Annotated in this window: 20 protein-coding genes and 1 tRNA gene; 12 read left to right on the top strand and 9 right to left on the bottom strand. The window is 56.7% G+C overall.

The genetic code is table 11. From position 1 onward, the window contains the following. Positions 1-15 precede the first annotated feature (15 nt). The gene (lpdA, locus tag KKW20_RS05485; RefSeq protein ID WP_214566831.1) at positions 16-1401 is read left to right on the top strand and encodes a dihydrolipoyl dehydrogenase; all 1386 of its coding nucleotides are present in this window, start codon (positions 16-18) and stop codon (positions 1399-1401) included. 136 nt (positions 1402-1537) lie between these two features. On the opposite strand, the gene KKW20_RS05490 is transcribed toward lpdA, so the two are convergent. Both KKW20_RS05490 and KKW20_RS05495 read right to left on the bottom strand, forming a co-directional pair. Beyond that, positions 1538-2200 carry a GntR family transcriptional regulator gene (locus KKW20_RS05490; RefSeq protein ID WP_214566833.1) on the bottom strand — a complete coding sequence of 221 codons (663 nt, stop codon included), beginning with the start codon at positions 2198-2200 and terminating at the stop codon, positions 1538-1540. Between the two features lie 32 nt (positions 2201-2232). After that, complete coding sequence (locus KKW20_RS05495; protein ID WP_214566835.1) at positions 2233-2922, bottom strand: M48 family metallopeptidase; 690 nt, start codon at positions 2920-2922, stop codon at positions 2233-2235. Positions 2923-3098: 176 nt separating this feature from the next. On the opposite strand from KKW20_RS05495, the gene KKW20_RS05500 reads away from it, so the two are divergent. Next, entirely contained in the window at positions 3099-3422 is a 324-nt protein-coding gene (locus KKW20_RS05500) for a TIGR02300 family protein (protein WP_214566836.1), read from the top strand. 123 nt (positions 3423-3545) lie between these two features. Then, positions 3546-3621, top strand: a tRNA-Ala gene (locus KKW20_RS05505). 124 nt (positions 3622-3745) lie between these two features. Here the strand turns inward: KKW20_RS05505 and KKW20_RS05510 are convergent. The 5 genes from KKW20_RS05510 to KKW20_RS05530 all read right to left on the bottom strand — a co-directional run bounded on the left by KKW20_RS05510 (position 3746) and on the right by KKW20_RS05530 (position 9025). Continuing rightward, positions 3746-4711, bottom strand: a complete 966-nt coding sequence (locus tag KKW20_RS05510) for a glucokinase (RefSeq protein WP_214566838.1) — start codon at positions 4709-4711, stop codon at positions 3746-3748. A gap of 52 nt (positions 4712-4763) precedes the next feature. Beyond that, positions 4764-5882, bottom strand: a complete 1119-nt coding sequence (locus tag KKW20_RS05515; RefSeq protein ID WP_214566840.1) for an ABC transporter ATP-binding protein — start codon at positions 5880-5882, stop codon at positions 4764-4766. Positions 5883-5886: 4 nt separating this feature from the next. Next, a complete protein-coding gene (locus tag KKW20_RS05520; RefSeq protein WP_214566842.1) occupies positions 5887-6774 on the bottom strand; it encodes a carbohydrate ABC transporter permease in 888 nt (295 codons plus the stop codon). Beyond that, complete coding sequence (locus KKW20_RS05525; RefSeq protein WP_214566937.1) at positions 6767-7642, bottom strand: carbohydrate ABC transporter permease; 876 nt, start codon at positions 7640-7642, stop codon at positions 6767-6769. The genes KKW20_RS05520 and KKW20_RS05525 overlap by 8 nt, the downstream gene beginning before the upstream one ends. Before the next feature lie 126 nt (positions 7643-7768). Further along, complete coding sequence (locus KKW20_RS05530) at positions 7769-9025, bottom strand: ABC transporter substrate-binding protein (RefSeq protein WP_214566844.1); 1257 nt, start codon at positions 9023-9025, stop codon at positions 7769-7771. Between the two features lie 197 nt (positions 9026-9222). Between KKW20_RS05530 and KKW20_RS05535 the strand changes: the two genes are divergently transcribed. The 6 genes from KKW20_RS05535 to KKW20_RS05560 all read left to right on the top strand — a co-directional run bounded on the left by KKW20_RS05535 (position 9223) and on the right by KKW20_RS05560 (position 16640). After that, positions 9223-9924: a response regulator transcription factor gene (locus tag KKW20_RS05535; protein ID WP_214566846.1), complete on the top strand. Its 702-nt coding sequence runs from the start codon at positions 9223-9225 to the stop codon at positions 9922-9924. Positions 9925-9927: 3 nt separating this feature from the next. Next, positions 9928-11397: a sensor histidine kinase gene (locus KKW20_RS05540; RefSeq protein ID WP_214566848.1), complete on the top strand. Its 1470-nt coding sequence runs from the start codon at positions 9928-9930 to the stop codon at positions 11395-11397. A gap of 113 nt (positions 11398-11510) precedes the next feature. Next, the gene (locus KKW20_RS05545) at positions 11511-12761 is read left to right on the top strand and encodes a sarcosine oxidase subunit beta family protein (protein ID WP_214566850.1); all 1251 of its coding nucleotides are present in this window, start codon (positions 11511-11513) and stop codon (positions 12759-12761) included. Between the two features lie 60 nt (positions 12762-12821). Next, entirely contained in the window at positions 12822-13133 is a 312-nt protein-coding gene (locus KKW20_RS05550; protein WP_214566852.1) for a sarcosine oxidase subunit delta, read from the top strand. Further along, positions 13130-16084, top strand: a complete 2955-nt coding sequence (locus tag KKW20_RS05555; protein ID WP_214566854.1) for a sarcosine oxidase subunit alpha family protein — start codon at positions 13130-13132, stop codon at positions 16082-16084. Before KKW20_RS05550 ends, KKW20_RS05555 begins: the two co-directional genes overlap by 4 nt. Next, positions 16077-16640, top strand: a complete 564-nt coding sequence (locus KKW20_RS05560) for a sarcosine oxidase subunit gamma (RefSeq protein WP_214566856.1) — start codon at positions 16077-16079, stop codon at positions 16638-16640. The genes KKW20_RS05555 and KKW20_RS05560 overlap by 8 nt, the downstream gene beginning before the upstream one ends. A 4-nt stretch (positions 16641-16644) precedes the next feature. On the opposite strand, the gene KKW20_RS05565 is transcribed toward KKW20_RS05560, so the two are convergent. After that, positions 16645-17655 carry a GlxA family transcriptional regulator gene (locus KKW20_RS05565; protein ID WP_214566857.1) on the bottom strand — a complete coding sequence of 337 codons (1011 nt, stop codon included), beginning with the start codon at positions 17653-17655 and terminating at the stop codon, positions 16645-16647. Next, complete coding sequence (locus KKW20_RS05570) at positions 17652-18548, bottom strand: LysR family transcriptional regulator (RefSeq protein WP_214566858.1); 897 nt, start codon at positions 18546-18548, stop codon at positions 17652-17654. Before KKW20_RS05570 ends, KKW20_RS05565 begins: the two co-directional genes overlap by 4 nt. Before the next feature lie 111 nt (positions 18549-18659). On the opposite strand from KKW20_RS05570, the gene KKW20_RS05575 reads away from it, so the two are divergent. The 3 genes from KKW20_RS05575 (at position 18660) to KKW20_RS05585 (ending at position 22724) form a co-directional block, all read left to right on the top strand. After that, a complete protein-coding gene (locus KKW20_RS05575) occupies positions 18660-20108 on the top strand; it encodes an aldehyde dehydrogenase family protein (protein ID WP_214566859.1) in 1449 nt (482 codons plus the stop codon). Then, entirely contained in the window at positions 20108-21088 is a 981-nt protein-coding gene (locus KKW20_RS05580) for a membrane dipeptidase (protein WP_214566860.1), read from the top strand. Before KKW20_RS05575 ends, KKW20_RS05580 begins: the two co-directional genes overlap by 1 nt. Positions 21089-21167: 79 nt before the next feature. After that, entirely contained in the window at positions 21168-22724 is a 1557-nt protein-coding gene (locus tag KKW20_RS05585) for a BCCT family transporter (RefSeq protein ID WP_214566861.1), read from the top strand. Positions 22725-22768 lie beyond the last annotated feature (44 nt).

A 22768-nucleotide genomic window follows, 5' to 3' on the forward strand; every position in this document is an offset into this window, starting at 1 on the left:
CCAAAGGAGGCCAAAATGGCAGACTATGATGTAATCGTGATTGGTGGCGGTCCAGGTGGCTATGTATGCGCCATTCGGTGTGCCCAGCTGGGCCTGAAAACCGCCTGTGTTGAGGGGCGCGAGACGCTGGGCGGCACCTGCCTGAACGTGGGCTGTATCCCGTCAAAAGCGCTTTTGCACGCCTCGCATTCGCTGCACGAAGCCGAACATAACTTTGCCAAGATGGGCTTGAAGGGGAAATCCCCCTCGGTCGATTGGAAAGAAATGCTCGCCTATAAAGACGGTGTGATTGATCAAAACACCAAGGGCATTGAGTTTCTTTTCAAGAAAAACAAGGTCGACTGGCTGCGTGGCTGGGGGTCGATCCCTGCGGCGGGTCAGGTCAAGGTGGATGACGAAGTTCACACCGCGAAAAACATCGTGATCGCGTCTGGATCAGAGCCATCGACCCTTCCGGGTGTTGAGGTGGACGAAAAAGTTGTCGTGACCTCGACCGGGGCGCTGTCGCTGCCGAAGATCCCCAAGAAACTCGTTGTGATCGGCGCGGGTGTCATCGGCCTTGAAATGGGGTCGGTTTACGCGCGTCTTGGGTCCGAAGTCACCGTGGTTGAATTCCTTGATCTGGTCACACCGGGCATGGACGCTGAACTGTCAAAAACCTTTGCGCGCAGCTTGAAAAAGCAGGGGCTGAAGTTCGTGATGGGCGCGGCTGTGCAAAAGGTTGAGGCCACGAAAACCAAAGCCAAGGTGCATTATAAACTGCGCAAAAACGACAAAGAGGACATGCTTGAGGCGGATGCCGTATTGGTCGCCACGGGCCGCCGTCCTTACACCGAAGGGCTTGGACTGGACGCGATGGGCATCGAGATGACCCAGCGTGGTCAAATTGCCACCGATCACTGGAAAACCAACATCCCCGGCATCTGGGCGATTGGTGATGTGACCGAAGGGCCAATGCTGGCGCATAAAGCCGAAGACGAAGGCATGGCGGCGGCAGAAGCCATCGCAGGCCAAGCGGGCCATGTGAATTACGACGTCATTCCGGGCGTGGTTTATACCTCCCCTGAGGTTGCAACCGTCGGCAAAACCGAAGAGCAACTGAAAGACGAAGGCGTTGACTATAAGGTTGGGAAATTCAGCTTTATGGGCAATGGCCGGGCGAAAGCCGTGTTCCAAGGCGAAGGTTTTGTGAAAATCCTAGCCGATAAGACCACCGACCGTGTGCTGGGGGTTCATATCATGGGCCCAGCGGCGGGCGAGTTGATCCACGAAGCGTGCGTGCTGATGGAATTTGGCGGATCCGCCGAAGATCTGGCGCGCACCTGTCACGCCCACCCGACGTTCTCGGAAGCGGTACGTGAGGCGGCGTTGGCGTGTGGTGACGGTCCGATCCATTCGTAAGGCCGAGAGCAAACAAAAGAAAAGCGCGTCCGATTTGGGCGCGCTTTTTTGTTTGGGGTGGGGCTTTGCCCCTCTGTCCTCAACTTTGTTGAGGTCATTCACCCCAGGATATTTTTAGAAAGAGGAAGGGGGAGGGCTAATCCGCAACCAGCATTTTTAGGCCCTGAGTGACGTCCGTGCGCACCGCCAGCCGAAGGGCGGGTTCGTCCCCTGCCGCAAGGGCCGCGAGGATCATGCGGTGATGTCGTTGTAAATCGGACCGGTGCCGAGTTGCGTAAAGCACGCGCATGGTTGGGCCAAGTTGAAGCCAGACGGTTTCTGCCATCGCCAGCATCGCGGGGGCATGGGCGCGCAGATAAAGCGTGCGGTGGAATTCCAGATTGGTGCGTAGATACCCCACGGCGTCTTTCTTGGCGACAAACTCTGACACCCGCGCATTGATGGCGCGCAGGCGATCCACAAGGGCCAGATGCGCACGGGGGAGGGCGCGGGCGGCCAGTTCCGGTTCCAGAAGGGCGCGAAGGGCCGCTAGTTCTTCGATGCGTTCTGGTGACAGATCCGGTGTGGTCACGCGACCGGAGCTGGACAGGGTCAACGCCCCCTCGGCGGCCAACCGCCGCACCGCTTCGCGTGCAGGTGTCATGGACACGTCATAGGTTTTGCCGATCCCGCGCAGGGTCAGGGCGGCGCCGGGGTCAATTTCACCGTGCATGATCTGGCTGCGCAAGCTGCGATAGACGCGTTCATGCGCGGCGCTGGTATCTTGCTTGTCTTGTTGAGGGCGTGTGGCAGAGGTCATGGGTAAACTGTGATCACAAACAGCCCCTAGGGTCAATCTCTGAAGCGATAACGGTGCAGGTCGGTACCGTGCTTTTGAAGCCATTTGCGGTGGATCTGATAGTCTGGGCAGATATCTTCGACCTGGCCCCAGAAGCGCGCGGAATGGTCCATATGCGCCAGATGAGACACCTCATGCGCGGCCACATAATCCAGCACCTCTTCGGGTGCCATAACCAGCCGCCATGAGTACATCAAATTGCCATCCGAACTACAGGATCCCCAGCGAGATCGCGTGTCGCGCAGGGTGATGCGGTTAACTTCATATCCAATTTCAGCGGCATAACGCCGACTTGCCAGATCCAAACGCTGCCGCGCTTCGTTCTTAAAGAGCGCCATAAGCCGTGGGCCGATTTTGTCGGGCGCCTTAGAGGGCAGCGTAATGACCCCGTCGCCAAGGCGCACCAGGCGGGTCTCTGCGGGGACAAGTTGGTGGGGCTTTCCAAGAAAGGGAACATGATCGCCAAAGCCGGGTCGCACATCCGTGGGGATGTCTTTCAAATGCCCGCGAATCCAGTCCGCGCGCTCTTGGGCAAATTTGACAGCCTCACGTCTGGGGGTGCCTTTCGGGACCGACATGGTGACACGGCCATCTAACCGGGAAATGCGCAACGAAAGACGCCGTGCGCGTGTGGATGGGCGCACCAAAAGCTCCACCTCCGGCGTGCCGGGTAAAGTAATCATTTCAGGTGACTTGATCCTCTGCCCCAACACGGGCTACATCCTTTCTTTATATCTCTCGCCGACCATCAGACCGGACCTGTGCGCCATGCATGGCAAAAGCCTTTGACAGCTGGCGATAGTTATGGCAACTGGCGACAGATTTCGCACGAAGTTTTGAAAACAGAAAGGGGTCAACGATGCCCAAGGAAGAATGGGGTGTGAAACGTATCTGCCCAACCACAGGCAAACGTTTCTATGACCTGAACGCCAATCCGATCGTCAGCCCTTATACGGGCGAGACGATTAGCGTGGAAACCGGCAAAGGCACACGCACGATGGTTGCTGACAAAGCGGACAAAGCCGCAATGGCAGAAGACCTTGTGGACGATGCAGATGCGGTTCTTGAAGACGACGATGATGATACCGATGTGGATCTGGGCGATGACGTCCTTGACGATGACGAGGACGACGATGTTTCGCTGGATGAGATCGCGGATGTCGCAGCACCAGACGACGAATAAAAATTCTGCAAAGGCACATTTTGGGGTTGCACCCCTACGTGCCTTTGCATAAATACCGCCGCACAGAGAGCGATTTTTCGCGCTGGTGGCAACATCAGCTTGTTGAAATGACGCTGATGTAATGGGGCCTTAGCTCAGTTGGTAGAGCGCTTGCATGGCATGCAAGAGGTCAGCGGTTCGACCCCGCTAGGCTCCACCATTTCCCTACACCACCTGAGAATGGCTAGCGATCGGTGCCGAGTTGATTTGTGTGCATGTGACGTACGCATGCGCCTAAGAGGGCCTGTTTGCGGCGCCGTTGCTTACGTCTTTGGCATCTGTGTCTAACGGCTGGAAATAAAGTTCCGCGCGCCCAGCAGGCCAAAGTTTGGGTTTTGGTAAAGGTAAACCGGGAACTCCGCGCGCCATGCACTGTGCCGTCCCCCCGCGTTGAAGGCTTGCAGGAATTTATCATCAAAGAGCCAAGGATTGGACAGGGCCACGCCACCGGTGATAAAGACGCCACCTTTTGCATCAATCACCAAGCCCAAATCGCCCGCGATCATCCCGAGATACTTTTGAAAAAGGTCAATGGCTGTGAGCGCGCAGGGATCCGTGCCTTGCTGCGCCGCCATGAACACGTCTTCGGCCTCTAAGGTCAATTGCGGTTTGTTGTGCACCTTCGCGATGGCGCGGTAAAACCTTGGAATGCCTGTGCCGGACAGGATGGCCTCGGCCTCAATCGCGATGCCGGATCCGATCTGAACCTCTGGCCAAATCTCAATGAGGGCTTGGAAATACGCCAGTTCTTGCGCCGATTGCGGGGACAGGGTGACGTGGCCGCCTTCACCGCGCACCACGTTGGGTTGCCCGTTGGCCCAGACCAGCGATCCAACGCCCAACCCGGTGCCAGGACCAATGATCAACCGCGGGCCCATTGGAATGTCCTGCCCGCCCTGAAGGGGGGTGACATCCGCCGGGGTTACCGTGGAAAGGGACCAGGCCGCCGCTTCGAAATCATTCAAAATCGTGACGTTGTCTGTGCCTGACGCCAAGGCCAAGTCAGCCTCTGAAAACCGTTGTTTTTTGGCATTGGTCAGCTCAACCTCGCCATCCTTCACGACGCCCGCCGCGGCCACCACAACCCCGGCCGGGGGCGTGGTGTGCTGGGCGACGAAAGCCTGACACGCAGCGGGCACCGAGACCTCACCTTTGCTGCCAAAACTTTGCTGGTCAATGATGGATCCCGCGTTTGAAATCGCGGCAAGGCGCATATTTGTGCCCCCGACATCTGCCACCAAGTTCCACATCTTCAGATCCTTAAACAGAGCGCCGGGCGCACATATTTCATGCTGCGAAAGCTTACCCCAGACGCATTTCCGTTTCCGGATCAAACAGGCTGGCGCGCGACATGTCGACCGCAAACTCCATCGTACCTTCGATGATCTGCGCATAACCAGAGCTGACACGGGCCATCACCTCTTTGCCATTCCAGTTCAGCACACAAAGCGTGTCTGCCCCGGTGGCCTCGGTCACATCAATATCGCTGGCAAAGCTTTGTGTGGTGTTTCCCGTGCTGTGCCCCGATTGTGTGATCGCCTCTGGGCGCAGCCCCACGACAATTTCGCGCCCAACATGACCTGAAAGGTCGGTGGGGTGATCCGAGAGGTCCAGAAGCACCGGCTGATCCCCACCGTTGGCGCGCACAGAAATCTCAGCGCCATAGCCTGTGTCGGTGCGTGTGACCGTTGAGGATATGAAGTTCATGGGGGGGGACCCCACCAGACCTGCGACAAACATATTGACCGGTTGGTCATAGATTTCCGCCGGGCTCGCCAGTTGTTGCACTTCGCCATCTTTCAGGATTGCAATTCGATCTGCCAGCGTCAACGCCTCGATCTGATCGTGGGTCACGTAAACCATTGTGGCGTTCAGGCGTTTATGTAACCGCTTGATTTCAGTCCGCATTTCAAGGCGCAACTTGGCATCAAGGTTTGAGAGAGGTTCGTCAAACAAGAACACTTCGGGACGGCGCACCAAGGCCCGCCCCATGGCAACCCGCTGGCGCTGACCGCCTGACAGTTGCGAGGGTTTTCGGTCCAAAAGGTGGTCCATTTGCAGCATCTTTGCCACTTCCAGCACCGCCACTTCGCGCTCTGCTTTTGGAACACCGCGCATTTCCAAACCAAACGAGATGTTCCGCCCGACGGTCATATTTGGGTAAAGCGCATAGGATTGAAACACCATTGCGATGTCGCGATCTTTGGGGTGCACATCGTTGATCAGACGGTCGCCGATCATAATCTCACCCTCGGTCACGGTTTCCAGACCCGCGATCATATTAAGCAGCGTGGATTTCCCACAGCCAGAGGCACCAAGCAGCACCAGAAACTCGCCGTCCTGCAGGTCGATATCGACGCCTTTCAGGACCTCAACCGAGCCATAGCGTTTGACGGCATTTTTGATTGTCAGAGAAGCCATGTTCTTATCCTTTGACAGAGCCAGCGGTCAGTCCGCGCACAAAATAGCGGCCCGCGACGATATAGACGAAAATTGTGGGGGCGGCGGTGATCAGGGCGGCTGCCATGTCCACGTTATACTGTTTGACGCCCGTTGTGGTGTTCACCAGATTGTTCATCGCAACCATGATCGGTTGCGCACCACCGGTGGTAAAACTGGCGCCAAACAGAAAGTCATTCCAGATTTGGGTGAATTGCCAGATCACCGACACCACGATGATTGGGGGGGAGAGCGGCAAGATGATGCGCCGAAAGATCGTAAAGAACCCCGCGCCATCAATGGTGGCCGCCCGGACCAGCTCGTCCGGAATGGTGACATAATAGTTGCGGAAAAACAGCGTGGTAAAGGCCAGCCCGTAAACCGAATGCACCAAGATCAACCCATAGACGGTATTGGTGATGCCAATGATCCCCAGCGTTTGCGCCATCGGTAGGATGACCACCTGAAAGGGGACAAAACAACCAAACAAGATCAGAGCAAAGACCATGTTGGCGCCTTTGAACTGCCATTTTGTCAGGGCATAGCCGGTCAGCGCACCCAGCAGGGTGGACAGGGTCACAGCGGGGATCGCCATCTTGACCGAGTTCCAGAAGTAAGGCTCAAGCCCATTACATGTCACGCCGATACAGGCCTCGGACCAGGCGTGTTTCCATGCCCAGAAGTTCAACTCATGGGGCAGGGACAACAAGGACCCGCCACGGATTTCTTCAAGCTCTTTCAACGAGGTGCCAACCACCACGTAAGCGGGCAAAAGGAACCAGATCGCAAAGACGATCAAAACCGCCCAGAGGAGCAGCCGCATCCAGACCGCTGATCGCGTCTGGGCGGGTACAAAAGTGGTCTGTTCAGACATGTTTCTTCCCCCGCAGTTCGGAATAAAGATAAGGCACCATGATCGCGGCAACGGTGGCCAACATGACCATGGCAGAGGCGGCACCAACGCCGATTTCATTCCGGCGGAAGGTCATTTCATACATGAAGTTCGCCGGCAGCGTTGAGGCATAGCCCGGGCCACCCCCTGTGAGTGCGACAACAAGGTCGAAGCTCTTGATCGCGAGATGGGCAAGGATGACAACCGCGCTCATGAACACAGGGCGCATCGACGGCAGGATGATCCGGATATAGATCCGCCAGGGCGACGCGCCATCCAGGCTGGCGGCTTTGATAATGTCCTGATCCACGCTGCGAAGCGCAGACAGAAACAACGCCATCACAAACCCGGCGCTTTGCCAGACGGCGGCCATGACAAGGGCATAAACCGCCATGGTTTCCGAGTTGGTCCAGCCGAAAGAAAAGCTTTCCCATCCCCAGCCGCGCACCACAGTTTCAAGACCCAGCGAGGGGTTCATGATCCATTTCCACGCGGTCCCCGTGATGATGAATGAGATCGCCATTGGGTAAAGGTAAATCGTGCGGATGAATCCCTCGGCACGGATTTTTTGATCGAGCAGAATGGCCAGCAAACAGCCGATGACAATTGCGGCGAAAATGAACAGAAAGCCGAAGACAAACAGGTTTTCCAAGGCGACCGACCAGCGGTCCATCTGGAAAAGCCGCTCGTATGGGCGAAATCCGATCAGGTTATAGTTGGGCAACATCTTGGATTTGGTCAACGAGATGTAACCGGTCCAAATGATGAATCCATAAACGAAAAACAGGATTGCGGCGAAGCTTGGGGCCACGACAATTTGTGGCAGCGCGCGGGCAATTCTATCGGTCAGTTTTAGGGGGGGGCGGGTCACGATGTGAACTCCTCCTGGTGATCAGGGCGGGCAAACAGGGGCTTGCGTGTGGCAAACAATTGACCGTGGCCCACCATATCGCGGGCCACGGTCTTGGGAGAAAGGTTACTGAGCCAGTTTGATGGCGTCGACCAGTTTGCTTACAGCTTCTTCTGAGGACATGTCCGAATTGAAGTGGGCGGTTGCCACGTCAATAAAGGCACCACGCACGGCGCCAGACTGGGCAATCTCATGCGCCATGGAGCCCAAAAGCGTGCCACCTTCGGCAGCGGACACCATGTCGTCCATGGATTTGATGGCGCAATCGTCAAACTTGCCGCGCGGAACGTCTGTGCGCGCAGGGATCGAACCTTTGAGAAGGTTGAAGGTCTCTTGGAACTCTGTGCCCAAGATCAGTTCAGCCAACAGGGCCTGTCCCTGTTTGTTGTCTTCGCCGGACACTTCAAACATCGCAAAGCTGTCAGAGTTCAAAAGGTAACCGTTTTCAGATGGGGTTGAGGCGCAGATGTAATCTTTGCCCGGCACCTTGCCAGCGGCGGCAAACTCGCCTTTTGCCCAATCCCCCATGATTTGCATCGCAGCTTCGCCGCGCATCACCATTGCGGTGGCGAGGTTCCAGTCGCGGCCCGGGAAATCGGGGTCCACATAACCGCGCATTTTGCGCATCTGGTCAAAGACTTTGACCATTGTGTCTGATCCCAAAGCGTCCATGTCCAGATCAACCAGCGCTTTGCGATAGAAGTCTACACCGCCAATGCCAAGCACAACGGTTTCAAACACGGTTGCGTCCTGCCAAGGCTGACCGCCATGGGCCAGTGGAATGATGCCAGCCGCCAAGAGCTTGTCGGCGGTTGCGTTGAATTCGTCCCAAGTTGTGGGAACTGTTGCGCCGACTTTCGCCAGAACTTCTGGGTTGGCCCAGATCCAGTCCACGCGGTGTACGTTCACCGGAACCGCAACATAGTTGCCTTCGTATTTCACGATGTCCTGAATGGCGGCGGGCAGAACCGCGTCCCAGTTTTGGGCGCTTGCCACACTGGACAGATCCGCCAAAGCGCCTGCCTCGGCCCATTCCTGAATGTTTGGACCTTTGATTTGAACGGCAGCGGGTGGGTCACCTGCCAAAACGCGTGCACGCAGCACGGCGGCCTGGGCGTCACCGCCGCCGCCTGCAACGGGGGCATCAACCCATTCACCGCCACGCGCGGCAAAAGCTTCTTGCAGGGATTTGACCGCTGCGGCCTCACCACCAGATGTCCAATAGTGTAAAACCTCTGCCTTTGGATTTGCCAGCGACGGTGTGGCCATAAAGGTGGCGGAAAGCGCAAGGGCGCTGACGAGCGAAAGTGAAATCGTTTTCATGTGTTCCTCCCAGAATCAACAATCGGCAATTTGAAAGCCTACCTAAACGTACGTCTAAAACCCGACACGCCAATCCGGTGAAATGTTGCGTTTTGTAACGAGGTTTGCTCAGTATCGGACAGCTCAGGGCAAGAATGCTAGTGTTGACTGTGGGTTGCCCGAAGAAACCGCCCTTGTTGAAATGAGGAATTGCACATTTGTCCCGTGTTCACATCATCGAAGATGACACTGAAATCTCGACACTTTTGTCGACCTATTTAGAACGTCGCGATTATGAATGTCTGGTGTCAAACTCAGCCGAAGCGGCACAAAATCATCCGCCCGATGGTTTTGATTTGTTCATTGTGGACATTATGTTGCCGGGCATGGATGGGTTGGGGTTTTGTCGGTGGGTGCGCGAAACTTCGGACGTGCCATTGATCATCCTGTCTGCGGAAAAAGGGGATGCAAAGCGGATCTATGGCATCGAGCTGGGGGCGGATGACTATTTGGAAAAACCCTTTAGCCCGCGTGAATTACTGGCGCGCATGAAGGCGCTTTTGCGGCGCAGTGGCGGCGGTGCGCGTCCGCGCAACAGCGGTAAAATCACCTTTGGGGGATGGCTTCTGGATCGTACAAATCAAAAGCTTCACAGCCCAAACAAGATGCATGTCCCGCTTAGCTCAACGGAATATCAATTGATCGCAATGCTTGTGTCGGCCTCGCCCGATCCGGTCAGCCGGGATGACATTGGGCGAACAATTATTGGTGTGGAACTGGGCCCAGAAGATCGCCGGGTGGATATCTTGATCAGTCGGTTGCGGAAAAAAATGGTTGGAATGGACCGGAATGCAGACTTTATCAGAACCGTCCGAAATCGCGGGTATCAGTTTTGCGCTGATATGGACGAGCTGGATTGACGGATGACAGCAGTTTTTTATCGTCTATTGCATACACTGCCTGCATCGCTTTCCCAACGCCTGCCGATGCTTGTCGTGGCTGCCTATCTGTTTGGCACAGTGATCACCGCATGGACGGTGCAAAGCCTTTACCAACGCAGCAACGCCTTGGCCGTGGCCGAAACCTCGGGCGAGATTTTGCATCAAATCATCCGGCGGGGTACGTTGCTGGAAGAACCCGATGTCATTGAATATCGTACCGGCCCCTTTGAGGTGCGCCAGACAGAGGGGTTGCCAAGGGCGCTCTCCGCGCAATCCATCCCCTTGATACTGGAGCTGGATGGCGACCGGTATCGGGCTGCAATCTCCTTTTCTGCGCGACCGCAACTGCCCGAAGCGCTGCGCGCGAGCCAGCGTGATCAATCGGCCACCGCCCGCCTGTCTGAACTTGCTCGCGGCATCGCACGGCAAGACCAATCGGCACAGCTGACCATCTTCTTACCCTCTGGTGAGGTGTTGAGCATCAAAGCCCCAAGCGTGTGGCGCGACCGTCTGGGGCAAACGCGAAGCGTCTTGATTGGTCTCGCCATTTTCGCCATCGGACTTTCCGTGATTATCCCCCTGTCAACCAATCTGGCAGGGCCGTTCCAGCGCTTGGCAGAACGGGGTCGAACGCCCGAAAACCTTGGCGAATTGGCATCGACCGAAGCGGTGCTGATTGCGGACCGGATGCGACGCCTGAATGAACGGTTTCAGCTTGAACAAGATCGCAAAACTCGTGGGTTGGCGGCGATCTCTCATGATCTCCGAACCCCGGCCACCCGAATGCGTTTGCGCACAGAGCTGCTTGAGGATGACGCCGTGCGCGGCCGGTTTGAGGCGGATTTGGATGAAATCACCAACATCGTGGACGGCGCGCTGGACCTGCTCAGCATTCGTGAACTGCCCGAAGAAACCTATCGCTTTTCTTTGGTTGCGCTGCTTGAAAGCCTTATCAACGATTACCGCGACGTGGGCAAACGGGTGAATTTTACAAACCCTGAAGAGATAGATCTGAATTCGGCCTCGTCGATCTTCGCCACCTCCGAACATGTGGTGGTGAAAGGAGGCGCGGAATGCATCATGGAAGGTCAGCCTGATAAATTGCGCCGGGCATTTTCCAACCTGATCGACAACGCTTTGAAATACGGCGATCGCGCCTGTGTCGAAGTGCGGCCAAAATCGACAAATACACTAGAGGTGAGCATTCATGATTTTGGTCCTGGTATTGAACCCGACCAGATCGATCGGATGCTTTTGCCGTTTGTTCGCGGGCATGTTTCCCAAACCCAACGCGGCATCGGGCTTGGCCTGTCGATTGCGTCAGAAATCATCGAATTGCATGGCGGGTCATTAAGTTTCGCCAATGCGGATCCGGGTTTGATTGTGACGGCCACTGTTTCGCGCGACGGCGGGGGCCCCGCGTCCAGCCCTCCTGCGCGCTCTGATCGTTGAAATCAGCCAAGACGAACCAGAGCTTGTCGAAATTGGACGTGTTTTCGTCCGAAATGAACATCGTCATTTTGAAGCAGATTCGGCTTTACTGTTGGTAACTGACAGGAGCCAATATGGGTTATTCAGGTCTGAGACTGATCAAAGAGGCGCTGACCGGCCATAAGGGCTGGGGGCCACAATGGCGTGATGCTTCCCCGCAAGACGCGTATGATTATGTGATCATCGGCGGGGGCGGGCACGGGCTGGCCACGGCCTATTATCTGGCGAAAGAGTTCGGCGGAGCGCGGATTGCGGTACTGGAAAAGGGCTGGATTGGCGGCGGGAATGTGGGGCGTAACACCACGATTATCCGGTCAAACTATCTGCTGGATGGTAATGAGCCGTTTTATGAGTTTTCGCTGAAACTTTGGGAAAACCTCGAACAGGATCTGAACTATAACGCGATGGTCAGCCAGCGCGGGATCCTGAACCTTGTGCATTCTGACGCGCAACGTGATGCGGCGCGCAGGCGCGGGAATGCGATGATCCTGAACGGATCTGACGCAGAGCTTTTGGGTGTGGACGGGGTGCGCAAGATGTATCCGTTCCTGAACTTTGACAACGCGCGGTTTCCAATCAAAGGCGGGCTTTTGCATCGGCGCGGCGGCACAGTGCGCCACGATGCGGTGGCCTGGGGCTATGCGCGCGGCGCGGACCGGCGCGGCGTGGACATCATCCAAAACTGCGAAGTCACCGGGTTCCGGATTGAAGAGGGTCGCGTGCTTGGGGTCGACACCTCACGCGGTTACATCAAAGCGCGTAAGGTTGGCGTGTCCGTGGCGGGGTCCTCTGGCCGTGTGATGGCGCAGGCTGGCATGCGCCTGCCGATTGAAAGTCACGTCCTGCAGGCCTTTGTCTCCGAGGGGTTGAAGCCGATAATTCCCGGAGTAATCACCTATGGCGCTGGGCATTTCTATTGCAGCCAGTCGGACAAAGGCGGCTTGGTCTTTGGGGGCGATATCGACGGCTATAATTCCTATGCGCAACGCGGCAATTTACCGGTCGTTGAAGATGTAATTTCGGGCGGCATGTCGCTGATCCCCGGCCTCGGACGCGCGCGCCTGTTGCGCGGTTGGGGCGGCATTATGGATATGTCGATGGATGGATCCCCCTTTATCGACAAGACCCACATTGACGGGCTCTATTTCAACGGGGGGTGGTGTTACGGCGGGTTCAAAGCAACCCCGGCGGCGGGCTATTGTTTTGCGCATCTTTTGAAAACAGACCGCCCGCATGACACCGCCAAAGCCTATCGCCTGGACCGGTTTATGACCGGCAATATGATCGACGAAAAAGGCATGGGCGCCCAGCCCAATTTGCACTGACTGACCAGACTGACACATCTGCATTGATCGCGCCAAAATCGCGCATGAAGGACTGAGACTATGATCATCAACCACCCCCTGCTTGGCCCTCGTGATGCGCAAGAGTTTACCTATCTTGGTGACGCCACGCTGATCAATCGCCCATACTGGTTGTCGGAAAATGCCCTGCGGGACTTTCATGATTATCTGCATCTGCGCGACAATCCAGCCGGGGAACACCGCGAATTGTGGTTTCACGAACAGGGCGATCGGTCGTGGTTGGTTGTGACCCGAAACACCGTGACCCATAAGATTTCCAGTGTGGAACTCGCCTGTGATGTGGCGCGCGCCAATGGCCGGTCAACAGGGCGCGAAGAGGCGCAAGTGGCATGACCCAAATGAACCGTCTAACCGGTGGGTTGATTGACCAATCCAAGCCGCTAAATTTCAGTTTTGATGGCACGTCTTATAAGGGGTTTGCGGGCGATACGCTGGCCTCGGCCCTTTTGGCAAATGGGGTGCGCCTGATGGGGCGGTCGTTCAAATATCACCGCCCGCGTGGCGTTGTGACGGCCGGCAGCGAGGAACCAAACGCGCTGGTGGAGCTGCGATCCGGTGGACGGCAAGAGCCCAATACCCGCGCCACGGTGGCGGAGCTTTATGATGGGTTTGAGGCAAACTCACAAAACCGCTGGCCGTCGCTGAAACATGATATGTTGGCGATCAATGATCGGTTCTCAAACTTTCTAACGGCCGGTTTTTATTACAAAACCTTCATGTGGCCCAAAGCGTTTTGGGAAAAGATTTACGAGCCTATTATCCGCAATGCCGCCGGATTGGGCAGCTTGACAGGTGAGGGTGACCCGGACCTTTATGACAAAGGGTTCCTGCATTGTGATGTGTTGATCATCGGTGCGGGGCCTGCTGGGCTGATGGCGGCCCTGACCGCCGGTCGTGCTGGTGCTCAGGTCGTTTTGGCCGACGAAGATTTCCGCATGGGCGGACGTTTGAATGCCGAAACCCATCATCTGGGCGACATGCCCGGTGCGGAATGGGCGGCGACTGCCGTGGCTGAATTGGCGTCAATGGACAATGTGCGGCTGATGACACGCAGCACGGTGTTTGGCGCCTATGATCACGGTGTTTATGGCGTGTTGGAGCGTGTTGCCGATCACATCGCGACCCCAGCCGCCGGGAAACCGCGCCAAATCCTGTGGCGGGTTTATTCCAAACGCGCGATCCTCTGTGCCGGGTCGACAGAACGCAGCATTGCCTTTGAAAACAACGATCGTCCCGGTGTGATGATGGCGGGGGCGGTGCGGGCTTATGCCAATCGCTGGGCGGCAACACCTGACCAGAACATAGCGATCTTCACCAACAATGATGACGGTCACCGTACTGCGGCTGACTTGATTGCAAAGGGCGTGAACGTGCCTGCTGTGATCGACATTCGCCCGGATGCCCCCAAGGTTGTCGGCGCCGAGCTGTTGGCTGGTGCGCAAGTGATTGGCAGCAAGGGTCGGCTTGGCCTGACAGAGGTCACATTGCGTCTGGCCTCTGGCGAAATGCGCAGCATTTCCTGTGGGGCGCTGGCGGTGTCTGGGGGGTGGAACCCGAATGTGCATCTGACCTGTCACCAACGCGGTCGTCCCAAGTGGAACGACGCGCTTGCGGCGTTTGTGCCCGGCGATGACTTGCCAATGGGAATGACCGTGGCGGGGGCCGCTTTGGGGGATCTTTCGACCCATGGCGCGCTGGCAGGCGGAGCGAAAGCCGCCGTTGCTGCGCTGGGGGATCTTGGCATGACGGCGGGCATTCCGATCTTGCCGAAAGCTGATGATACGCCCGTCAAGCTGACCCCATTCTGGCATGTCGCAGGCAAAGGCCGCGCGTGGCTGGACCTGCAAAACGACGTGACCGTCAAAGATGTGAAACTGGCGCATCAAGAGAATTTCGTGTCTGTAGAGCATCTTAAGCGCTATACCACGTTGGGCATGGCCACCGATCAGGGTAAAACCTCTAACATGGGTGCGCTGGCGGTGATGGCCGAGATGACCGGGAAATCAATCCCCGAAACTGGCACCACCATTTTCCGCCCCCCCTATACCCCTGTCTCCATGGGCGCGATGGCGGGCCGGGCTGTGGGCAAAGAATTTCACCCCACACGCCTGACGCCCAGCCATAAATGGGCTGCGGAACAGGGCGCAGAATTCGTCGAAGTGGGCAATTGGCTGCGCGCACAATGGTTCCCGCGCACGGGCGAGGATCACTGGCGGCAATCCGTGGACCGCGAGGTGACCCAGACCCGCAATTCGGTGGGTATCTGTGACGTGACAACCTTGGGCAAAATTGATGTGCAGGGCGCGGATGCAGCGGAGTTTCTGAACAAGATCTATGCCAATGCCTTTGCAAAGCTGCCCGTGGGCAAAGTGCGCTATGGCTTGATGTTGCGCGAAGACGGGATTGCGGCGGATGATGGTACAGCGGCGCGACTGGCGGAGGATCATTTTGTGGTCACCACCACCACCGCCAATGCGGTCACGGTCTATCGCAACATGGAATTTGCGCGTCAGTGCCTGTGGCCTGATCTGGATGTCCAACTGATTTCAACCACAGAAGCTTGGGCGCAATATGCCGTTGCCGGACCCAATGCGCGCAAGCTGTTGCAAAAGGTGGTGGATGCGGAATTTGACCTCTCGAATGAGGCGTTCCCGTTTATGGCTTGCGGTGAAATCACGGTTTGCGGTGGGACGCGCGCGCGCCTTTTCCGTATCTCATTCTCGGGTGAACTCGCCTATGAAATCGCCGTGCCCACCCGCTATGGCGACGGCTTGATCCGTGCGCTGATGGCTGCGGGGAAAGAGTTTGACGTGACCCCATATGGCACCGAGGCACTGGGCGTGATGCGTATTGAGAAAGGCCACGCTGCAGGAAATGAGCTGAACGGCACCACCACAGCGCTGAACCTTGGCTTGGGGCGCATGGTGTCGACCAAGAAAGATTGCATCGGCAATGTGCTGAGCAAACGGGATGGCATGAACACGGAGGATGCCCTGCGTTTGGTCGGCGTGCGCCCGGTGGATGCGAAAGATCCAGTTCCGGCAGGCAGCCACCTTATGGCTGTCACCGGCCCGGTCGATGCCGGCCATGATCAGGGATATGTCACCTCTGCCGCCTATTCGCCCACATTGGGCACTGCCATTGGCTTGGCATTTGTGAAAGGCGGTGCTGCGCGTATGGGCGAACGCCTGCGCCTTGCGAACCCGCTTGAGGGGAGTGAGGTGCTGGTTGAAATCGTCAGCGCGCATTTTGTGGATCCAGAAGGGGAGAAGCTTCGTGGATAAATTGACAGCACTCACGCCGTTGGGCGATGTGACCGCCCGTGTCGACACCATTGGCGGGCTTGAAATACGCGAAGTGGTGGATCAGGCGATGGCGTCTGTTGCGGCCCGTTTGGGGCAAGCAGATCTGACCAAAGAAACAACAGCCGCCAAGCTGGGGCTTGTGTTGCCTGACGTTGGGCTTTCCTCCCAAGCCGCTCCCTTTACTGCCTTTTGGATGGGGCCGGATCAGTGGATGATCTCGGCAGAACATGACAGTCATGAATTGCTGGCGTCAGAGGTGAAGCTCGCACTTGGACCTTGTGCGTCCGTGGTGGAGCAAACAGACGGCTGGTGCCGGTTTGATATCACCGGCGTGGCCGTCTGCGATCTTTTTGAACGGCTGTGCAATGCACCCCTTCGCCAAATGGCTAACGGTGCGGTCACCCGGTCTTCGGTCGAACATGTGGGGGCGTTTGTCTGGCGCCTGACCGAGGAACGAGTTGCCGTGATCGCCCCGCGATCCTCAGCAAATTCCCTGCACCACGCCTTAATCGCCGCAGCAACGTCGATCGCCTGACACCTTAACTTTGTGGCAAAGCGTCGCCCGTTTTGACGCGAAGCGAGTTTTTGGCGCGCCGGTCGGTGATCGGCGTGACCCCAAAGGTCTCGCGGTAATGGCGCAGGAATGCACCGGGCGTGGCATAGCCAACCATATAGGCGACCTCGGTGATGGTGTCGTTGGTGTAAAGTACCAATTGGCGGGCCTGGTTCATCCGCATTTTCCGGTAGTACTTCAGCGGGCTTTGTCCGGTGGCATCTTTAAAACTACGTTCCAACGAACGTGTGGACACGCCAATGGCATCGGCCACTTCGCCAATTTGGATCGGGCTTTCGATGTGTTCCGCAAATTTCTGAATGGCCTTCGCCACTGGCTTCGGCAACAGATCTTCGCTTTTCGACGTGGCGAAGGCGGGGGTTTTTTGCGACATGGCGGCGCTGCGGATGAAGGGGTGTTGGAACCAACAGGCGACCTCGGCCATGATGTCGCCGCCCAGCTGTTCGTCGATTAGGTTCAGCATGAAATCAAAGGCCGCCGAGGCGCCGGACACGGTTTTAAACGGCCCCTCGTCGCAAATCACTGTGCTTTGGATCGGCGTGTCAGGAAATTCCACCTGAAACGCGGCCTCGTAACACCAATGCACTGACATCGGGTGGTTTCCCGTCAATCCCGTGCGCGCCAGAGGGAAGGCCCCCCCGCTGACGGCCCCCAAAGTGCCTTTTGCCCGCAAGATCCGTTGCAATGCGGCATTGGCGCGGGAGGGGTCCTCAAACCGGCCATTTGGGCTTGCGGCGAAGAACAAATAATCCAACCCCTCGACCTCGGACAATTTGGTGTTGGGGGCAAATGTAACCCCGGCGGACGAGGGCACAGGGGCGTCGCCTTCGGCAACCACTGTCCAACGAAACGTCTCGGTTCCTGATATTTCATTGGCCGCCCGCAAAGGTTCAATACAGGACGTCAAACAGGCCATCGGGAAGCCCGGAAACACAAGAATACCAAGCGTGATTGGTGCGCGATCTGTCTGGGTCATGCTGCATCTCGTTTCATCATGGAAGCTGCGGTCTCAAGGATGTGCTTTTCCAACAACCGAGCAGCGGGCGACAAAGCGGAATCGGCTTTGCGCAGGAGGTGGACTTGGCGCCGAATCTGTTCATCCGCCAAGGGTTTGAACACCAAATCGGGTGGCGTTGTCGCCCATGCTGCCATTTTCGGCAAAATAGTAACCCCAATATCAGCCCGCACCATGGCCAGCAGTGAGGTTAGATTGTGGGCTGATAACAGCGCCTTTGCATGCAGGTTTTGCGAGGCCGGGGCCTTGATCCCTGCTGATAGGCTATTGGCAATCAGGCGGTGTCCTTCGAGGGCGGCCCACTGGATGGGACCTTTCGTCTGTGCCAGAGGATGCGCTGGGGAACAGACCACGCCAAAGGTATCTGACAGCAGCAGCTGGCTGTGAAAACCGACACTGTTTTCGCCCAAAGTTGCGATGCCGATGTCAATGCGATCACGGGACAATTCGTGCAGGATAGAGCTGGAATCCATGTCCCTAATCTCAATGTCAACATTATCGAATTCGTTGATATAACGAGAGAATACTTGCGGAATGACTGTGCCGGCCACCGATGGAACCGTGGCGATGCGCACATGCCCATGTGTGGCATTGGCAAAGCCTTCAATCGCTTTCACGGTGTTGTCGAACTGTTGGATTTCGCGCTCGGCTTGCTCCAACACAAAGGCGCCCAAAGCGGTCAGTTTGTTTTTGCGGTCGGTCTCAAAAAGCGGCTCGCCCAGGTGGGTTTCAAGTTGCTTTAACATCATCGACACCGCCGAAGGTGTCCGCCCGAGGCTCGCGGCGGCATCACTAAGATTGCCATTGCGCGCCACGGTCGCAAATCCACGGAGCATTCCGATTTTCAGAGCCATGCTGAATTCTCTTCAGTTAAATTGAAATAAACTTCAACAGTTTTAGTTTGATTGAAGTGTAATCAAAAGTCCATACCAAACGAAACTGACTTCTGTGTGAGGCGACACATCATGACTGATATCCAAAAAAACTTGATTGCTGGCGAATGGCTGACCGGCGAAGGTGAAATCGAAAACCGCAGCCCGTCGGATTTGACGGATCTGGTCGGCATCTTTGCCCAAGCCAGCTCTGATCAGCTGGAGGCAACCCTTGATCAGGCGCGTGTGGCGCAGGCCGAGTGGGAAGCTTACGGCATGGAGCGCAAGCAAGCGGTTTTGATGGCGATCGGCAACGAGCTGATGGCGCGCGCGGATGAGCTGGGCACACTTTTGGCCCGCGAAGAAGGCAAGCCACAAGCCGAAGGCAAAGGCGAGGTGTACCGCGCCGGCCAATTCTTCACCTATTATGCGGCGGAATGTCTGCGTCAGCTTGGCGAAAATGCAGACTCGGTTCGTGCGGGTGTTGAGATCGACGTGCGCCGCGAGGCTGTGGGCGTTGTGGCGGTCATCTCGCCTTGGAACTTCCCTACCGCCACCGCATCTTGGAAAATCGCCCCGGCCCTTTGCTACGGCAACGCCGTGGTGTGGAAACCTGCCAATGTAACGCCCGCCTCGGCCGTTGCTTTGGCCGAAATCATCAACCGTCAGGACATCCCCAAAGGTCTCTTCTCATTGGTCATGGGCGCAGGTCGTTCGGTGGGGCAGCGCTTGGTTGAAAGCCCAAAGGTCAATGCAATCTCGTTCACGGGGTCTGTTCCTGTGGGCAAGGGCATTGCTGCGGCTGCCATTCAAAACCTGACCAAAGTGCAGATGGAAATGGGGTCCAAAAATGCGCTGGCCGTGATGGACGACGCGGATGTTGATCTGGCTGTGACCCTTGCCCTTGGGGGCGCGTTTGGCGGCACCGGTCAGAAATGTACCGCAAGCTCGCGTCTGGTTGTGCATTCCGCTGTGCATGACGAATTTGTGGAAAAACTGATTGCGGGCACAAAAGCGATGAAGGTTGGTCACGCGCTTGAGGCTGGCACCCAAATGGGTCCGGTGGTGAGCGAACAACAGCTCTCAGAAAACCTTGCCTATGCCGCGCTTGGCCAAACCGAAGGGGCCGAATTGGCCTGTGGTGGTGCGCGTCTAGAGATGCCCCACGACGGTTTCTATATGTCGCCCGGTGTGTTTGTGAACACCACCAATGACATGCGGATCAACCGCGAAGAGATGTTTGCCCCGCTCACATCCGTCATCAAAGTAGGCAGCTATGACGAGGCGATTGCGACCGTTAACGACACCAATTTTGGCCTGACCTCGGGCATCGTGACCAAATCGCTGGCCCGCGCCACGCATTTCCGTCGCAATGCGCGCACCGGTGTTGTGACCATCAACCTGCCAACCGCGGGCACCGATTATCACGTACCTTTCGGTGGGCGTGGTGACAGCTCTTACGGTCCGCGCGAGCAAGGTAAAAACGCGGCGGAATTCTACACCACCGTGAAAACAGCCTACATCAGCGCAGGCGCCGTTTGATGCTTATCGACGGTCTGCAATATGCCAATTGGTCGGAGAAGATTTTCCGCCAGCTTCGCGAAGGGGGCGTGGATGCGATCCACGTCACCATCTCGTACCACGAGAATTTTCGCGAAACGGTTCTGAATTTTGAAAAATGGAACCGCTGGTTTGAAACCTATCCTGATCTGATCATGAAAGGTCAATGGGCGTCTGACATTGATGTGGCACGCGAAACCGGGCGCACCGCGGTGTTCTTTGGCTTTCAAAATCCGTCGCCGATCGAGGATGACATTGGGCTGGTCGAGATCGTTCACACCCTTGGCGCGCGGTTCATGCAGCTGACCTATAACAACCAATCCTTGCTTGCGACCGGCTGTTATGAGGCCGAAGACATGGGCATTACGCGCATGGGCAAACAGGTCATCAAAGAGATGAACCGCGTGGGTCTTGTCGTGGACATGAGCCATTCGGCGGACCGGTCAACCATTGAAGCGGCGGAGCTGTCTGAACGCCCAATTGCGATCACCCATGCCAACCCGCATGACTGGTCGCCGGCGCTGCGCAACAAAAAAGACAAGGTCATTCGCGCGGTTACGGAAAATGGCGGAATGATGGGCTTTTCGGTCTACCCGCATCACCTGAAAGACAAGGGCGACTGCACGCTGGAAAGCTTTTGCGAGATGATCGCGCGCACCGCAGATAAATATGGTGCCGAGCATTTGGGCATTGGCACAGACCTTTGTCAGGATCAGCCCGACAGCATTGTCGAATGGATGCGCGTGGGACGTTGGACCAAGGAAATCGACTACGGCGAGGGATCGGCGGCAAATGCTGGATTTCCGCCCATGCCGCATTGGTTCGAAGACAACCGTCATTTCGGAAATATCGAACAGGGTCTTAAGGCAACCGGCATGAACGCCGAAGAGGTCGCCGGGATCATGGGTGGCAATTGGTATCGCTTTTTTGCCGAAAACTTTGGCCCGCAGAAGGGACGCTAGCGGGACAATGTCAACGTAACGTGGTCTGGAAAAAATCGTTCCCTGTATGGGCAGGGCGGGCCACACTTGGGAGGGAAAGATGTCGGAAGCATCTGTAGAAAATCAAGCAAAAGAGAGCCAAGATCAGGGTGCGGTCAACAAACCGTTGTTCCTGATTTCAGGCGGCTTTATTGCGCTTTTTTGTTTGGCCGCGCTGATCAATCTTGATGCGCTGTCGGCGGCTGTAGATTGGGGATTTAATGTCTCAGCCACCTATTTTGGTCTTTACTGGCAGGTTTTGTTGCTCGCAACATTCCTGATCGGGTTGGTGCTATGTGTGCTGCCCGGTGGCCGGGCGATCATGGGCGGTCTGACCGCACCAGAATTCACCACGTTCCAGTGGGGTTCCATGATCATGTGTACATTGCTTGCGGGCGGTGGCGTGTTTTGGGCGGCGGGTGAACCGATTGCGCATTTCTTGTCTTCGCCCCCGCTTTATGGAGCAGAAAGCGGCACTGCGGCGGCCGTCGACGCCGCGATTGCCCAAAGCTTTATGCACTGGGGCTTTTTGGCTTGGGCCATCTTGGGGTCTCTGTCGACCGTGATGCTGATGCATTATCACTATGAAAAGGGTCTGCCGCTTGCGCCGCGCACGCTGCTTTATCCTGTGTTTGGTGACAAAGCGATCCACGGCCCGATTGGGTTGATCGCTGATGCCGCCTCCATCATCGCCGTTGTGGCGGGCACTGTTGGCCCCATTGGTTTTCTTGGTTTGCAAGTCAGCTATGGTCTGTCCGACCTTTTTGGTATTCCTGATGTGTTCATCACCCAAGCGATTGTGATCGCTGGTCTGGTGGCAATTTACACCGTGTCGGCGATGACTGGTCTGTCGCGCGGTATTCAGATCCTGTCGAAAGTGAACGTGATCCTGGCCGCTGTGTTGTTGGTGTTTGTTCTGATTGCCGGCCCAACCGGGTTTATCTTTGGCTCGTTCTTTTCGGGCTTTGGCACCTATATCGGAAACTTCTTCCAGATGGCGCTGTTCCGCGGGGACGCGGGCGTCTTTGGCGCACCCGGCTGGCTGGGCTGGTGGACCGTGTTCTTCTGGGGCTGGTTCATGGGCTATGGCCCGCTGATGGCAATGTTCATTGCGCGCGTGTCGCGTGGTCGCTCGATCCGTTCGATCATCATCATGCTGTCGATCATTGCACCGATTGTGACCAACTTCTGGTTCACTATCATTGGCGGCACCGGCATCTTTATGGAACTGTCCGAGCCGGGCACCATTTCGACGGCGTTTGAGGGCTTTAACCTGCCAGCGGCCCTGTTGGCGATCACCTCGAACTTGCCGATGGGCTTTCTTGTCTCGGTCATGTTCCTGATCCTGACCACGATCTTTGTGGCCACAACCGGGGATTCGATGAGCTATGTGATCTCTGCTACGATGACCAAAGGCGACACCCCTTCGGTTCCAGTGCGTGTGTTCTGGGGCGTGGCCATGGGCGTCATGGCAATCATCCTGATCTCGGTTGGATCGGGCGGCGTGTCCAAGCTGCAAAGCTTTATCGTTGTGACCGCTGTACCCGTTTCGCTGATCCTTTTGCCGTCCCTGTGGGATGCCCTGCGCATCACCTTGGCCAAAGGCAAAGAAAGCTAAGCCTTTGTCGGGCGCCTTCGGGCGCCCGACATTCCGCGTTTCCA

It is taken from the genome of Aliiroseovarius lamellibrachiae (assembly GCF_018599245.1).
GTDB lineage: Bacteria > Pseudomonadota > Alphaproteobacteria > Rhodobacterales > Rhodobacteraceae > Aliiroseovarius > Aliiroseovarius lamellibrachiae.

Bases quoted from the DNA above. Each gene is read 5' to 3' on its own strand.
- lpdA (WP_214566831.1), top strand. From the start codon at position 16: ATGGCAGACTATGATGTAATCGTGATTGGTGGCGGTCCAGGTGGCTAT.
- KKW20_RS05490 (WP_214566833.1), bottom strand. From the start codon at position 2,200: ATGACCTCTGCCACACGCCCTCAACAAGACAAGCAAGATACCAGCGCC.
- KKW20_RS05495 (WP_214566835.1), bottom strand. From the start codon at position 2,922: ATGATTACTTTACCCGGCACGCCGGAGGTGGAGCTTTTGGTGCGCCCA.
- KKW20_RS05500 (WP_214566836.1), top strand. From the start codon at position 3,099: ATGCCCAAGGAAGAATGGGGTGTGAAACGTATCTGCCCAACCACAGGC.
- KKW20_RS05510 (WP_214566838.1), bottom strand. From the start codon at position 4,711: ATGTGGAACTTGGTGGCAGATGTCGGGGGCACAAATATGCGCCTTGCC.
- KKW20_RS05515 (WP_214566840.1), bottom strand. From the start codon at position 5,882: ATGGCTTCTCTGACAATCAAAAATGCCGTCAAACGCTATGGCTCGGTT.
- KKW20_RS05520 (WP_214566842.1), bottom strand. From the start codon at position 6,774: ATGTCTGAACAGACCACTTTTGTACCCGCCCAGACGCGATCAGCGGTC.
- KKW20_RS05530 (WP_214566844.1), bottom strand. From the start codon at position 9,025: ATGAAAACGATTTCACTTTCGCTCGTCAGCGCCCTTGCGCTTTCCGCC.
- KKW20_RS05540 (WP_214566848.1), top strand. From the start codon at position 9,928: ATGACAGCAGTTTTTTATCGTCTATTGCATACACTGCCTGCATCGCTT.
- KKW20_RS05545 (WP_214566850.1), top strand. From the start codon at position 11,511: ATGGGTTATTCAGGTCTGAGACTGATCAAAGAGGCGCTGACCGGCCAT.
- KKW20_RS05550 (WP_214566852.1), top strand. From the start codon at position 12,822: ATGATCATCAACCACCCCCTGCTTGGCCCTCGTGATGCGCAAGAGTTT.
- KKW20_RS05555 (WP_214566854.1), top strand. From the start codon at position 13,130: ATGACCCAAATGAACCGTCTAACCGGTGGGTTGATTGACCAATCCAAG.
- KKW20_RS05565 (WP_214566857.1), bottom strand. From the start codon at position 17,655: ATGACCCAGACAGATCGCGCACCAATCACGCTTGGTATTCTTGTGTTT.
- KKW20_RS05570 (WP_214566858.1), bottom strand. From the start codon at position 18,548: ATGGCTCTGAAAATCGGAATGCTCCGTGGATTTGCGACCGTGGCGCGC.
- KKW20_RS05575 (WP_214566859.1), top strand. From the start codon at position 18,660: ATGACTGATATCCAAAAAAACTTGATTGCTGGCGAATGGCTGACCGGC.
- KKW20_RS05580 (WP_214566860.1), top strand. From the start codon at position 20,108: ATGCTTATCGACGGTCTGCAATATGCCAATTGGTCGGAGAAGATTTTC.
- KKW20_RS05585 (WP_214566861.1), top strand. From the start codon at position 21,168: ATGTCGGAAGCATCTGTAGAAAATCAAGCAAAAGAGAGCCAAGATCAG.